The sequence below is a fragment of the Dokdonella sp. genome (assembly GCF_041395345.1).
In the GTDB taxonomy this organism is placed as follows: Bacteria; Pseudomonadota; Gammaproteobacteria; order Xanthomonadales; family Rhodanobacteraceae; genus Dokdonella.
Genome location: NZ_JAWLAR010000010.1, coordinates 1 through 13688 on the forward strand (window position 1 = coordinate 1; position 13688 = coordinate 13688).

Consider the following 13688-nt stretch of genomic DNA (forward strand, 5'->3'; position numbering starts at 1 on the left):
TCAGGCGTCTTGAGGCCGGCTTCCTTCATTCTCACTGACCGAGAATGTAGATCCTGCTTGTGGAAAAGCTAGGACAAACAGGGTATTAAGACGAGAAGCTCGAAAATGCCACTTGTTTCGACTCCCGCGCTAGTCTCCGCTGATGTAATCCGGACCCTTTCCTACGGTCTTTTCATAGACGCCCTTCCCGGCGCGGCGGTACTGGGTAAAGCCATGCTTGCCAACGTGGGACTCACTGGAGCGGTGGGCCTGCCCGGAGACAATCTCAGGGGCACTGATTACCCGATGAACCGGGGCGTGGCAGTCGGGGCATTGTGACAACGGAGGGTCGGACAAGCGCTGCAATGCTTCAATGCCGTTACGGCATTTGTCACATCCGCTGTCATCCGGGAGGTATTGGTAGATCGGCATGCTGCAAGCATGGGTGCTGCGCAGGCCAGGATCAATCCCGGGCCTGGGCTTGCAGGGGGTCGAGCACTTCCTCAGCCCCGGCAAGATCGCTCAGATGCTTCCAGCGGTTGACGATCTGGCAGAACAGCTCGGCGGTGCGCTCGGTGTCATAGACGGCAGAATGCGCGAGGCCGGGATCCCAGGTTTTTCCCGAGGCTCCTACCGCGCGTGCCAGTACGGTCTGACCAAAAGCCAGGCCGGCCAGCGTCACCGTGTCGAAATTGCTGAATGGATGGAAAGGGTTGCGCTTGTGCCCTGTTCGGCGCACCGCCGCATTGAGAAAGGCCAGGTCGAAGCCCGCGTTGTGACCTACCAGGATGGCGCGCTGACATTCCGCAGCCTTCATTGCCTTCCGGACTGGCGCAAACACGTGATCGAGCGCCGCGCGCTCCTCGAGTGCGTTTCGAAACGGGTGGTCCGGATCGATCCCCGTGATCTCCAGGGCCCTGGGATCGATATTGGCGCCCGGGAAGGCCTCGACATGCGTCGAAACCACAGGCTCGGGATACAGGAATCCCTGGCTATCCATGCCAATGACAACAACGGCGATCTCGAGCAAGGCATCGCGGTCCGCATTGAAACCACCTGTTTCGACATCGACGACCACAGGCAGGAATCCGCGGAATCGCTCGGCGATGCGGTGAACAGAAGTGGGTTCGGACATGGCGAAAGCATAGCCGATCAGCGGCATCGGCACGGCTGCTGATTTCGGAGCCAGGTCGAAGCCCGATGGCAGCCATGCTTGCGCCAGCGAACCGGCAGACCCCGTTATTTGACAAGCGAACGAACGTTCCTGCTGTAACAAATGCGATATGCCGCTGACACGCGGCAGTAACAATCCCGCAATAGGCTGCGCATCGCCGAATCAATTTAACGCCTCCTCAACAATTCAATTCCCTCTAAGAGATTCCAATCATGAAACGACCCGCAACCCGATTGCTCGCAGCCGCGATTTTCGTGACGTTTGCCTCGCAAGCCCATGCTGATATAGCCATCGACGTGATCGGTGGTTCCGAGGTCAGCTTCGAAGGCCTGGTTCAGGCTGATGGAAACTGGTTCGACAATGACGGTGTCAACCTGAATGGTGGTTCTGCCGATGAAGCGTTTGGCTCCAGCAGCGCGACGGGCATGCGTCGCGCCGAACTTGTGCTGAAAGGCAAGGGCACGATGTTCGACTGGGTCATGGGCTATGACGCTTACGCCGACAAGTGGCTGGATGTGAACCTGAAGTACAAGATGGGTTCGATGTACCTGCAGGCAGGCCAGTTCAAGCAGCCGAACAGTCTCGAAGAGCTGAGCAGCACGAAAAACAATGACTTCATTGCCAAGGCGATGAATACCAACACGTTTGGCGTCTCTCGCAGGCTGGGTGTCGCTTTTGGTGATGACCACAAGAACTGGGGTTATGTCGTCAGCGGCTTTACCAGGGAGCTCTCCGAGAACCGCAACTATGGTCCCGGCTACGGCGGCCGCTTCTACTATGCGCCCATCGTCGACAGCGGACAGATCCTCCATTTCGGTATTTCTGCAGTCGACTACGACACGGCCAACGACACGCAGCGCTGGCGCACGCGCCCGGATGCCGATCTTGCCAGCGTGCGTCTGGTCGATACCGGCAACATCCTGAACACCGATCGCAATACCACGCTCGGACTCGAGGGCATGTGGGTCAGCGGGCCGTTCAAGGTCCAGGCCGAATACATGGATACCAACACGTCGCGCACCAGCGCCACGACGGCACCTGACTTCAATACGGATAGCTGGTACGTCTCGGGTGTGTGGAACATCACCGGCGAGACCTGGGGATACAAGGGTGGTCTGCCGAGGACGCCCCTGCCCAACGATCCGGCCAAGGGCATGTGGCAGGTCGGACTGCGCTACGACAGCATCAATCTGAATGACGGGCCGATCAAGGGCGGTGAAGAAGACAACATCACCTTCGGCGTGAACTACTACTGGCGCTCGAACTTCAAGTTCATGGTCAACTATGTGGCCGTTTCCAGCTCGAAGTTCAGCTCCAGCGCAGGCGAAAACGTCAACGACGATCCGAACATCTTCGAAACGCGCCTGCAGTTCTACTGGTAAGTCTCGACAAGTAGTTTGTCGATGTGTCACGGAAGGGCGATGCGCGCTGCGCATCGCCCTTCTTCGTTTCAATCGCGGCTGGTCAGCAGCAGCGGCCCTGTCACACGAGTGTCTTCGCCTTGTAGGCACACAGGTCGCGAATCAGGCATTGCGGGCATTCCGGACGACGTGCCTTGCAGACGTAGCGGCCATGCAGGATCAGCCAGTGATGCGCATCGAGGCGAAACTCCGCGGGCACGTGCCTGACCAGCTTGTCTTCGACCTTGCGCACGTCGTCACCTCGAGCCAGGCCGGTCCGATTGGCGACCCGGAAGATGTGGGTGTCGACCGCGATGGTCGGCTCGCCAAATGCAGTGTTCAACACGACATTCGCTGTTTTCCTGCCAACGCCCGGCAAGGCTTCGAGCGCCTCGCGGTTCCTCGGCACTTCGCCACCATGCTGTTCCACCAGGATCCTGCAGGTCGCGATGACGTTCTTCGCCTTGGCGTTGTAGAGACCAATTGTCGAAATGGCCTGCTTGAGGGACTCCTCGCCAAGTTCCAGCATCGCCTCGGGCGTATTGGCGATCGGGAACAGGCGACGGGTCGCCTTGTTGACGCCGACATCGGTGGCCTGGGCGGAAAGGATTACCGCGACCAGCAGCTCGAAGGGCGTCGAGTAGTCGAGCTCGGTAGTCGGCTTCGGATTGAAATCGCGAAGGCGCGTGAACATCTCGATCACGTTCTCGCGCTTCATTTCGACGCGGGTTTCCTGCTTGCCGCGATCTGCTTCCGGCGCTTCGCCTTGCCACGAGCGATGGCTTCAAGCACATCCGCCCGGCTGATCGGTTCCGCTTTGGCTGCGTCCGCTCGTATTGCCGAATCACGTCGGGCCGCGCGCCCGCTTTCCGCGCGCGCCAGGCGAACGGCTCGATTCTCGAAACGACGCCGCGCCACGCTCGCGCGTTCCAGAATGGCCGTTCTTCCAAGCGGCTCGTTCTGGATGAAGTGCATGTCAATGCAGTCGACCGGGCAGGGTGGAATGCAGAGTTCGCAGCCGGTGCATTCCGCGGTGATGACCGTGTGCATGCGCTTGCCAGCGCCGACAATCGCATCGACCGGACAGGCCTGGATGCACTTGGTACAACCGATGCAGACCTCTTCGTCGATCACGGCAACTGCGGGCGCCGTTTCGAGGCCATAACCGGGATTCAGGGGCCTGGATGCGCGACCGAGCAGGCTCGCCAGCGCATCGACACCGGACTGGCCGCCAGGTGGACATTGATCGATGTCCGCCGCGCCTTCGGCAATCGCATCTGCATAGGGCCGGCAGGCAGGATAGCCACAGCGCGTGCATTGGGTTTGTGGCAACAGCCGATCCAGGCGAGTGGCAAGGGACTGGTTCATGCCGGTGTTGCAGTCAAGGCGATATCCGCATCCTTCTGCTGCCGTGCAAACGGAATGCGCGGCAATTCGCGCCAGGCATGCAGGCATTGCGGGCAGCGCATCCTGTTGTTGACGACGTAGCGGACCAGCCAGGGCATCATCATGGCCAGACTGATGACGATCTGGAGGATCAGATAGGGTGCGGGTGTATCGAACGCCAGGATGGAAATGGTTTGTGCAGTGCAGACGAACAGGAAGGCGAGAAAGATCCAGCGGCGCTGTCGATGATCGAAGCCCGCAGAAGAATCGTGACAGGCAGGGCAACTGGGCCCATGCAGTTCCTCATCGGGCAGCTGCAGCGCTCCGCGACGGTAGTCTGTGAGGACTTCGCGCGAGGACTGAAGATCCAGTGCAGGCACTGCTATCCGGAATCCGCCATATGCCAGGATTCTGAACCAGTCTTGTCGGACGAAATTCTCGTCGAACAGTTGCGCGTCAATATCCCTTGACCGGAGCAGGGCGACAAGCACCAGTCCGTCCAGATAGTCCGGGGTCCAGTCGACGCAGCGGATGGAATGCTCGTTCATTCCGGGCTCAGCGAACGGTTGCACCTGGCTCGGCGCCCAGGTCGACGTCGAGAAGCTTGAGGTCGGCGCCACCCGAACCGGCCGAAAGGATCATGCCTTCGGACATGCCGAATCGCATCTTGCGCGGGGCGAGGTTTGCGATGAACACGACATTGCGGCCGACCAGTTTTTCAGGTTCGGAATAGGCCGCGCGAATTCCGGAAAAAATCTGGCGTTCGCCGAGTGCGCCACCGTCAAGCCTGAAGCGCAGCAGTTTGTCGGAGCCATCCACGAACCCGCACTCAAGGACCCTGCCTATGCGCAGGTCGAGCCTGGCAAAGTCATCGATCGAAATGGTTCCGGCTGCACCGTCCGTTTCGCCCAAAGCCTTGTCCGCTGCCTTGGAGGATGCATTGTGAGGGGTCGTACCTTTCCCGCTTGCGGGCGCCGGTTGTCCCGGTGCTGCAAGCGAATCCTTCGATGCTTCAATCATGGCGGCGATCTGTTTTGGGTCGACCCGGGTTGCAAGGGGCTTGTAGCCTTGAATGGAGTGGTCGCCGAGGCGCTCGGAGATCTCCTCGAAACGTTCAAAGCGGCCACCCGGCAGGGCAAGGAATTCCTCGGTCTGCGACACGAGGACCGGCAGGATCGGTTTCAGCGCGCAGGCAATCGCGCGGAAGAGGTTGATACCGGTCGAAAGTACGATGTGCAATTCCCCTCGACGCGATGCGTCCTTGGCCAGCGCCCACGGCGCTGTCTCGGCAATGTATTCGTTGGCCCTGTCCGCGACCTGCATGATGGTGCTGATCGCTCGATTGAAGTCATCGCGGGCGTAGTTTTGCACGGCGTCCGTCAGTTGGGCTTCTGCCTGCTCCAGAAGGGTCCGGGCCTTGCCTGCAGGATCCTCGGCGTTGGTGGTCGACGCCTCTGTCCAGAAGTCCGCAGCGAGCCGGTTGTCGAAATTCGATTCGAGCAACTTTGCGCATCGACTCGCGATATTGACGAACTTGCCGACGATGTCTGCATTGACGCGCTGACTGAAGTCATCGAGATTCAGGTCAAGATCGACCACGCCGCCCGAGGACTTGGCCGCAAAGTAGTAGCGCAGGTATTCGGGCTTTAGCCCGACATCAAGCCAGGTACGCGCCATGATGAAGGTGCCGCGCGACTTCGACATCTTCTCGCCATTGACGGTCAGATAGCCGTTCACGTGCAGCGCGGTCGGAACGCGCAGGCTCGCTCCGTGCAGGACCGCAGGCCAGAACAGGCCGTGGAAGTTGACGATATCCTTGCCGATGAAGTGATGCATTTCCGCCTGGCTGTCGGCAGCGAGGTATTCGTCGAACGAATAGCCTTTTTCCTGGCAGAGTGCCTTGAAGCTGGCCAGGTAGCCGACCGGCGCATCAAGCCAGACGTAGAAGAACTTGCCGGGCGCGTCGGGGATGGCGAAGCCGAAGTAGGGCGCATCGCGTGAAATATCCCAGTCGCGCAGCCCGCCTTCCGCATTCAGCCACTCGCCGAGCTTGGCGACCACGCCGGAATGGGCGACGGGCTGCCCTTCGGTCAGTTTTCCAGCGAACCAGTCCTGCAGCAGCGAAGTGAACTGGCCCACGCCAAAGAAGAAATGTTCGGAATCGCGCAGCACGGGCTCAGCGCCAGACATCACGGAGCGTGGATTCTTCAGATCGGTCGGCGCATACGTCGCGCCGCAATTCTCGCAATTGTCCCCGTACTGGTCGGCTGTTCCGCATTTCGGGCATTCGCCGCGGATGTAACGATCCGGCAGGAACATGTTCTTGACCGGATCGTAGAGCTGCTGGATGGTCCGTCGCGAAATATGCCCACCGTCGCGCAGGCGTGTGTAGATCATGACCGCCAGCTCGTTGTTTTCCGCAGAATGGGTCGAGTGGTAGTGGTCGAAGTCGATCGCGAAGTCGGCGAAGTCGCGTTCGTGAGAAGCCTGGATGGGCTTGATGAACTCTTCGGGACTCAACCCGGCCTTTTCGGCGGCCAGCATGATCGGGGTTCCATGCGCGTCATCCGCGCAGACGAAATGGACCGTATGGCCATGCATGCGTTGGGCACGCACCCAGATGTCCGCCTGCACATAGCCCAGCAGGTGACCCACGTGTAACGGGCCATTCGCATAGGGCAATGCGTTGGTGACGAGGATCTTCCGTGCGGGTGTGCTCATTCCTGCGGGATTCCACGAAGTACGGGGCGAGGAATTATTGCATGCAACTCTCGGGGCGTGGATCGTCGAGCTGGCCGGGGTTCATTGCAACAGGAACCCCGCGCGCGACTACGGTGATTGCAGGATGCAGCCGTATCCCTCCATCTTGGGTGCGGCCAATCGGCGCGATTTCTTGCACCGACTGGCAATGCGCGAAGGCTCGACGCCACGCGCGATATTTCCAAGAATGGCATTCATGGAAGCGGTCAGTTCGTGCGCTGCCGCCTTGCGTTCATCTGCGCCGAGCCGCGAGTTGAGGCACTGCCTGTACTCTTCGATGTAGTTGTCGCAGTCCGGAAATCCGGTTTTGGCAAACGGCGGGATATCGCTGTCCAGGGGTGGCGGCGCCTTGAGTTCCCTGACCGGTTGAGCCGGTTCCGGTGCAGGATCGGACTGCGCCGTGGCCGGCGTCGGTGCGGGTGCAGGTGCGGGAGGGGGCGAGCCGCCAGCCGTTTCAGGCACTCCGGAAGGTTGACTGCGATTGCAGGCGCCGGCAGTCAGAATGAAGGACAGAAGAATCAGGCAACGCAGTAGTTTCATGAATTTGCTCGAAATTGGCCGGGCCGTTGAACCGTTTGACTGCGCATGCACGCTGGAGTTCGAAAGTCGGGTCCCGGGGTGGTCCATTGTGCAGGAGAGGTTCAAGTCCATCCTCCGAGGTGAGGCATACTAGGCATCTTTGCCAGTTTGATCGAGTCCATGAGCGAAATCAGCGAACAACGGGTCCGGGAAATTCTCTCCGGCGTCATTGATCCGCATTGCGGACAGGATTTGATTTCAGCCGGCGTGGTGCGCGGTGTCGGCATCTCCGGCGACAAGGTCTCGGTGGACATCCAGCTGGGTTATCCGGCCCTTTCATGGCAGGCACAGCTCGGTGAGCTGGCCCGCGATGCGTTGCAGGCGGATCCGGCGATCGATTCGGCCGCTGTAGGGGTCTCTTGCCGCGTGGGCGCCCATCGCGTGCAGGAAGGACTGACGCCATTGCCGGGAATTCGCAACGTGATTGCAGTCGCCTCCGGCAAGGGCGGCGTCGGAAAATCCACGGTTGCCGCCAATCTCGCTCTTGCCCTGCGCGCCGAAGGCGCCAGCGTCGGCATGCTTGATGCCGATATCTACGGGCCCAGCCAGCCGCGCATGTTCGGGCTTTCCGGCAAGCCGGACACCAAGGATGGCAATCGCATAGAACCCAAGATCAACCACGGCATCCAGGTCATGTCGATCGGTTTCCTGATCGAGGAAGACACGCCGATGATCTGGCGTGGCCCGATGGTGACCCAGGCCCTGCAGCAGCTGCTCAGCGACACCAACTGGGTCGATCTGGACTATCTGATCATCGATCTGCCGCCCGGCACCGGTGATATCCAGCTCACGCTGTGCCAGCGCGTGCCGGTTTCTGGTGCGGTCATTGTCACGACGCCGCAGGACATTGCCCTGCTTGATGCGCGCAAGGCTTTGAAAATGTTTGAAAAGGTGAACGTGCCGGTGCTCGGAATCATTGAAAACATGTCGACACATGTGTGCAGCCAATGCGGGCACGAGGAGCATGTTTTTGGCGAGGGGGGCGGTGCGCGCATGGCCGAGCAGTACGATGTGCCGATGCTGGGCTCACTGCCGCTGGATATCCGCATTCGCGAGCAGGCCGACAACGGCACTCCGACCGTGGCCGCACTGCCCGATTCCGATCTGGCCGCCCGCTATCGTGACATTGCCCGCAACGCATCGGCACGCTTGTCGCTGCAGGCGCGGAACAAGTCCATTCAGTTCCCCAAGATCGTGATCCAGAACACCTGAACGTGAGACTTGCAGGCCTGATAGTCCTGGTCGGGACGCTGGTAGACAGCACTCCCGCCCGCGCGCAATCGGAAGTCGAGCGAATGATTGCCGCCGCGCAGGCTCAAGTGGGCGTCACCGTGCGCTATGCGCCCGCCTACGAGAGCCTGGACTTTCCGGGTGGCGACGTGCCGATCGATCGCGGGGTCTGTACCGACGTGCTGATTCGCGCCCTGCGAGCCGTTGACGTGGATCTGCAGGTCGAGGTGAATCGCGACATGCGCTCGGATTTTGCAGCCTATCCCCGCATTTGGGGCCTCCAGCGACCGGATCCGAACATCGATCATCGTCGCGTGCCCAATCTCGAACGCTACCTGACACGCCAAGGCAAGCGCTTGCCGACCAGCGGGGATCCTGCCCGGTTCCGGCCCGGTGATTTCGTTTCATGGCGCCTGGATTCGGGCCAGCCGCATATCGGAATCGTCTCGAATGCGCCAAGTGCCGACGGTCGGCGATACCTGATCATCCACAACATCGGCAACGGTGTGGAGGTCGAGGACGTCCTGTTCGAGTGGAAGATGACCGGGCACTTCCGGTATTTTGCCGGTCCCGCCAGCGCCGCTTCGCCTGATCCGTGATCGCAGCGGCAGATTGCATCCAATTCAAGAAACTTCCCATCGAGAGCACCTTATGAGCATCAAGTCCGACCAGTGGATACGCCGAATGGCTGAACAGCAGCAGATGATCGAGCCTTTCGAACCGGGCCAGGTCAAGCGGGATGCTTCCGGTGGGCGCATGATTTCCTACGGGACCTCGAGCTACGGCTACGACGTGCGCTGTGCCGCCGAGTTCAAGATTTTCACCAACATCAATTCGACCATTGTCGACCCGAAGAATTTCGATTCCGGCAACTTTGTCGATTTCAGCGGAGATGTCTGCATCATTCCGCCGAATTCCTTCGCCCTCGCACGCACGGTCGAGTATTTCCGCATACCACGAAAGGTGCTGACCATTTGCCTGGGCAAGTCGACCTACGCCCGCTGCGGCATCATCGTCAACGTGACGCCGCTGGAACCCGAATGGGAAGGTCATGTCACGCTCGAGTTCTCGAACACGACCCCGCTACCGGCTCGCATCTATGCCAACGAGGGCGTGGCCCAGATGCTGTTCCTCGAATCGGATGAGGAGTGCGAGACCAGCTACAAGGATCGGGGTGGTAAATACATGGGCCAGCAAGGGGTTACACTGCCGCGCACCTGACGGTGGTAGGCTTGCCACCCTGTCTACTTGCGGAGAGTGCATCTATGTGGCTGGTTTCAAGGAATCGAGTCGTTCAGGGCTTGGCGATTGCAGTGTTCGCCATGCTCGTCGGAGCATGTGCCAGGGGCGTCAAGACCGATGCCACGATGGCGCCGGTCAACATTCCGGCGAGCTTTGATGTCACCCTGTTGGCGGCCAAGGAATACCAGTTCGACTATCAGGATGTGCCGCTCACTCAGGAAAGCCTGCGTGCTGCGCTGAATTACCGCAAGGATCAGTCCCTGCCGATGAGCACGGTCCTGCTCAAGCGCGGCGAGAAGCAGAAGGTGACAGACAGGCACATCGCCGAGCTGGCCCAGATTTCGGTAGCTCTGGGTTTCACCGCCTTTGTTCAGGACGACGATGAAATCAACGAGATTCGCACAACCATCAAGGACAACTGAAAAGGTGCACGACATGAATACCCTGATCACCAAGTTCCGCAAGTCGCTGGTCTTCCTCCTGCTCGCGTTCTTTGTCGCCGGCTCGGCCCAGGCGGGCAGCATCAAGGACGGTCGGGTGACGATCAAGCCGGCCAAGGATGACCGCTATCAGGTCGATGGCTACACGTTCGGGAAGGCGGAACTTTTTGGTTATCTGAGTGAACTCAAGGAAACCAAGAACATCACCGGAATCGTGCTGAAGGATGGACACAAGAAGAGCACAACGGCCACCGACGAGCAGCGCCATTCGATTGCCAGCATCGGCAACACCCTTGAGCTCGAAACCTTCACCCAGGATGGCAGCGACATCCAGCCGCTGGTCATGGACTGAAGGATCCGCGCGGCCGGAAGGAATCCGCCAGCTGTACCGTAATCTCCGCAGGCTTCTGCACAGGAGTGCATCACCTCGCCACGCTGCGGCCGTACTGATCGCATTCGCGTTGACGTGGCATGGCCTTGCGCTGGGCGCCAACCCGCTGGCCGAATGGACTGAACGCCTTTTTGGCGGGCCGGCAGGAGGTTCGAGGATAGCGACCGCGCCCGCCGAAGGCGTGGTCGTTCTGGATCTTGACCGGCCGGAACGTGTCCGCGTCGACTCCGATGCGGATCAGCGCGACTTTCCCAAAGGCAGAAGTCGCTACCGCGAGCTGGAGCTGCCGCGCGACTACGCCCATGTGGCCGTTCGTCTTCAAGTGATATCCAGGCCCAATCCGAAAGGCCGTGGCAACACCGCTTTCAAGCCGGTCATCTACGTGCTGGATGACAGCGGCGACGTGCGTGAAACCCGGGATGCGGAACCCTTGCACATCGACATACGACCGTTTCGGCCGACTCGTCTTCTGGCCTGCATTCCACTGGAAAACGTTCGCAGACTGGTTCTTGCAACGCCGCTGTCGGCCAGAGGCCAGTATTTCCAGTCCGCACCGCGGGACAAGATCAAGGCCCCGACCACCGGCGGGTTCTACTACGAGACCAATTCGATCAAGTCCAATCTGCCCTATGTCGACACCGGTGAAGTGATTGTCGAGGTTGCGCGTGCCAGTGCCAAGGGCGAGGGCTGCTGAGTCGGCCCGCAGTCAGTGGGTCGTTCCGCCGGCAACATGCAAGTCCGATTTCGTCAACAGGGCGCATTCGATGGCCGCGCGTATGCCGTCGACCATGGTGGCCAAGGCCATTGCGGGTTGACCCGGGTGACGCTCTGCCTGCTCCGGCAGCCAGGGCACATGGATGAATCCTCCACGTACCGAAGGATATTCGTTGCCAAGCACATGGCAGAGCCAGTAGAAAACCTGATTGCAGACAAAGCTGCCGGCGCTCAGTGACAGCGCACACGGTATGCCGAGCGAATCTAGCCGTGCCTTCATGGCCTTGATGGGCAGGGTAGAAAAGCAGGCCGCAGGACCGTTCTCCAGCACCGGCTTGTCGATCGGTTGCAAGCCGCTGTTGTCGGGGATGCGTGCATCGATCAGATTGATGGCGACACGTTCCAGTGATATTTCCGCGCGACCTCCCGCCTGGCCCAGGGCGACCACAAGCTCCGGCTGGCGACGATCAATCAGTTCCGCCAGTGCGATTGGCGCATCGACAAAGGTGACCGGAAGGATGCCTCCGACAACGGTCCTGCCGGCAATGGATTCGCCGTCGAGGCGGCGCGCGATCTGCATGGACGGATTCGTGGTCTCGGTATCGAAAGGCTCGAAACCGACAAGGAGTACGACGGGACTGCTCATCGAAATACCAGAAAAACCATCAACAGGACATTGACCAGCATCAGGACCAGCGCGGTCGGAATCTGCGAGCGAATCACGCCGTGCTGGTCGGGCAGTTCCAGCAGTACGGCAGGCACGATATTGAAATTCGCCGCCATCGGCGTCAACAGGGTTCCGCAGTAGCCGGTAAGCATGCCGATCGCGCCCAGAATGGCCGGATCGGCATCGTGCCGAATGATCAGCAAGGGCAGGCCGATGCCCGCCATCATGACCGGAAATGCAGCAAAGGCGTTGCCCATGATGATCGTGAAAACGACCATGCCAAAGGCGAACGCAAGCAGACAGGCGACGCGGCTGTCGATCGGAATGACGGCACTGGTGAGCGCGGCTATGGTTTCGCCGACACCGGTTGCCGCGAAGACGCCGCCCAGCGTGGCAAGAATCATCGGCAGCAGAACAGCCCAGCCCAGTGAATCGAGGAGACGTCGTCCCTCGATGATGGCCTGTGCGGGCCGGGCCCCGGTGACACGGATGGCAGCGAGCATGGCGAAAATGCTGGCTAGTCCGAGCGAAGTCAGTGTCAGCGCGCCGGGGTCTAGCAGCGGTGTTCCGTTCCAGGAAAGAAGGTGATGGCCGTCCCAGGAAATGTAGCGGGCCTCGATATAGAAAAGCAGGGTAATCACGGGAATGGCGAGCGCAGGAAGGAACAGGCGATTGCCGAAGCGAGCGGCAGTGCGTTCGCGCCGCTCCCTGTCGCCGGGGGGTTCCGCGCGAAGTCCCAGCTTGTTGAATGCAGCGAGCAGGCCCAGCGCGACCACGCCTGCTCCCATGAGTTGGGCGGGAATTTCATTGCCCTGCTCATGCGCCGCGAGAATCAGGTCGCCCAGGATGAACGGCCCCGAGAGGATCAGCCAGAAGGCAGCCATGACCCAATGCCGTTCGCGCAGGTTGAGCCAGGCGGCCGCGATCAGGAACGCACCGACCAGCCAGTAGAGATACCCGACAAGAATCATTTTCCGGCCTCGCTGACATCCTGACAGGCTCGATCGCGGATCAGCCTTCGCTGCAGCCAGTGCACGCGCACGGAGTGGATGATAAAGGCGGCCAATGCGGTGGGCAGTGCCCACAGGGAAATCGACAGGGGTTCCAGCTCGATGCCGTTGCGGCTGTAGAAACCCTGGATCAGAAGCACGGCGCCAAACGCCATGAAGACATCTTCGCCAAAGAAAAGCCCGACGTTGTCGGTGGCTGCAGCACTGGCCCGAACCGTGTTCCGCTCGTCATCGGTGAGGGGGCCCAGGCTGCGTTCGGCTGCCGCCTCGCTCATCGGGGCGACCAGGGGGCGCACGGTCTGCGCATGTCCCGCGACGTGATTGAGGCCGATCATGCTCAGAAGCTGGCGCAAGCCCAGATAGGAAATCTGGAAGCGGGCCAGGGTCAGCCCGCGGAACCCGGCTATCCAGCTGCGCGCGCGTTCGCGCAGGCCGAAATGCTCGAGCAAGCCGATAGCGGGCAGGGTCAGCAGGAACAGCAGGAGCACACGAATATCGACAAATGTCTTTCCGAGCAGGCCGAGCAGATCGGATATCGAGATTCCGGCGGCCAGTCCGCTGACCAGGCCGGCGATGACAACAACCAGTACCGGGTTGCGGCGCATCGTGAATCCGGCGATGACAACGGCTACACCGAGCAGGGGCCAGTAATTGATATCGGCAGGCATCGCCCAACCTCGTTCGGGGAAATCAACCGGCATGCTAACCCGAACAAA

17 protein-coding genes are annotated in these 13688 nt (G+C 60.4%); 7 read left to right on the forward strand and 10 right to left on the reverse strand.

Translation table 11 applies throughout. From position 1 onward, the window contains the following. Positions 1 to 129: 129 nt before the first annotated feature. Together R3F00_RS10145 and rnt are read right to left on the reverse strand one after the other, a co-directional pair. Positions 130 to 411: an FmdB family zinc ribbon protein gene (locus R3F00_RS10145; protein WP_371281673.1), complete on the reverse strand. Its 282-nt coding sequence runs from the start codon at positions 409 to 411 to the stop codon at positions 130 to 132. Between the two features lie 31 nt (positions 412 to 442). After that, positions 443 to 1114, reverse strand: coding sequence for a ribonuclease T (gene rnt / locus R3F00_RS10150; protein WP_371281674.1), 672 nt, complete (start codon positions 1112 to 1114; stop codon positions 443 to 445). A gap of 251 nt (positions 1115 to 1365) precedes the next feature. On the opposite strand from rnt, the gene R3F00_RS10155 reads away from it, so the two are divergent. Beyond that, positions 1366 to 2535 (forward strand): OprO/OprP family phosphate-selective porin, encoded by a 1170-nt coding sequence (locus R3F00_RS10155; RefSeq protein ID WP_371281676.1) that lies wholly within the window; start codon positions 1366 to 1368, stop codon positions 2533 to 2535. A gap of 100 nt (positions 2536 to 2635) precedes the next feature. Here the strand turns inward: R3F00_RS10155 and nth are convergent, their stop codons facing one another. From nth to R3F00_RS10180, 5 genes are all read right to left on the reverse strand, one after another. Continuing rightward, positions 2636 to 3271, reverse strand: coding sequence for an endonuclease III (gene nth, locus R3F00_RS10160; RefSeq protein ID WP_371281677.1), 636 nt, complete (start codon positions 3269 to 3271; stop codon positions 2636 to 2638). Continuing rightward, positions 3268 to 3921 (reverse strand): RnfABCDGE type electron transport complex subunit B, encoded by a 654-nt coding sequence (locus tag R3F00_RS10165; RefSeq protein WP_371281678.1) that lies wholly within the window; start codon positions 3919 to 3921, stop codon positions 3268 to 3270. The genes nth and R3F00_RS10165 overlap by 4 nt, the downstream gene beginning before the upstream one ends. Further along, entirely contained in the window at positions 3918 to 4487 is a 570-nt protein-coding gene (locus R3F00_RS10170; RefSeq protein ID WP_371281679.1) for a hypothetical protein, read from the reverse strand. The genes R3F00_RS10165 and R3F00_RS10170 overlap by 4 nt, the downstream gene beginning before the upstream one ends. A 7-nt stretch (positions 4488 to 4494) precedes the next feature. Further along, positions 4495 to 6660: a methionine--tRNA ligase gene (gene metG / locus R3F00_RS10175; RefSeq protein ID WP_371281680.1), complete on the reverse strand. Its 2166-nt coding sequence runs from the start codon at positions 6658 to 6660 to the stop codon at positions 4495 to 4497. Positions 6661 to 6768: 108 nt separating this feature from the next. Continuing rightward, on the reverse strand, positions 6769 to 7239 hold the full coding sequence (locus R3F00_RS10180) for a hypothetical protein (protein ID WP_371281681.1): 471 nt from the start codon (positions 7237 to 7239) through the stop codon (positions 6769 to 6771). A 159-nt stretch (positions 7240 to 7398) separates the two neighbouring features. Between R3F00_RS10180 and apbC the strand changes: the two genes are divergently transcribed. From apbC to R3F00_RS10210, 6 genes are all read left to right on the forward strand, one after another. Next, positions 7399 to 8490, forward strand: a complete 1092-nt coding sequence (apbC, locus tag R3F00_RS10185; protein ID WP_371281682.1) for an iron-sulfur cluster carrier protein ApbC — start codon at positions 7399 to 7401, stop codon at positions 8488 to 8490. Positions 8491 to 8492: 2 nt separating this feature from the next. Further along, entirely contained in the window at positions 8493 to 9107 is a 615-nt protein-coding gene (locus tag R3F00_RS10190) for a DUF1287 domain-containing protein (protein ID WP_371281683.1), read from the forward strand. A 52-nt stretch (positions 9108 to 9159) separates the two neighbouring features. Then, entirely contained in the window at positions 9160 to 9729 is a 570-nt protein-coding gene (gene dcd / locus R3F00_RS10195; protein ID WP_371281684.1) for a dCTP deaminase, read from the forward strand. A 101-nt stretch (positions 9730 to 9830) separates the two neighbouring features. After that, complete coding sequence (locus R3F00_RS10200; RefSeq protein WP_371281685.1) at positions 9831 to 10172, forward strand: hypothetical protein; 342 nt, start codon at positions 9831 to 9833, stop codon at positions 10170 to 10172. Positions 10173 to 10185: 13 nt separating this feature from the next. Then, entirely contained in the window at positions 10186 to 10542 is a 357-nt protein-coding gene (locus R3F00_RS10205; RefSeq protein WP_371281686.1) for a hypothetical protein, read from the forward strand. Between the two features lie 109 nt (positions 10543 to 10651). Beyond that, complete coding sequence (locus R3F00_RS10210; RefSeq protein ID WP_371281687.1) at positions 10652 to 11275, forward strand: hypothetical protein; 624 nt, start codon at positions 10652 to 10654, stop codon at positions 11273 to 11275. A gap of 12 nt (positions 11276 to 11287) precedes the next feature. Here R3F00_RS10210 and pcp read toward each other — a convergent pair whose 3' ends face one another. The 3 genes from pcp to R3F00_RS10225 are packed head-to-tail and all read right to left on the reverse strand — an operon-like array spanning position 11288 to position 13640. Further along, positions 11288 to 11941, reverse strand: a complete 654-nt coding sequence (gene pcp / locus R3F00_RS10215; RefSeq protein ID WP_371281688.1) for a pyroglutamyl-peptidase I — start codon at positions 11939 to 11941, stop codon at positions 11288 to 11290. Further along, positions 11938 to 12933, reverse strand: coding sequence for a 5-oxoproline transporter, DUF979 family subunit (locus R3F00_RS10220; protein ID WP_371281689.1), 996 nt, complete (start codon positions 12931 to 12933; stop codon positions 11938 to 11940). Before R3F00_RS10220 ends, pcp begins: the two co-directional genes overlap by 4 nt. Next, complete coding sequence (locus tag R3F00_RS10225; RefSeq protein WP_371281690.1) at positions 12930 to 13640, reverse strand: DUF969 domain-containing protein; 711 nt, start codon at positions 13638 to 13640, stop codon at positions 12930 to 12932. The genes R3F00_RS10220 and R3F00_RS10225 overlap by 4 nt, the downstream gene beginning before the upstream one ends. Between the last annotated feature and the right edge of the window lie 48 nt (positions 13641 to 13688).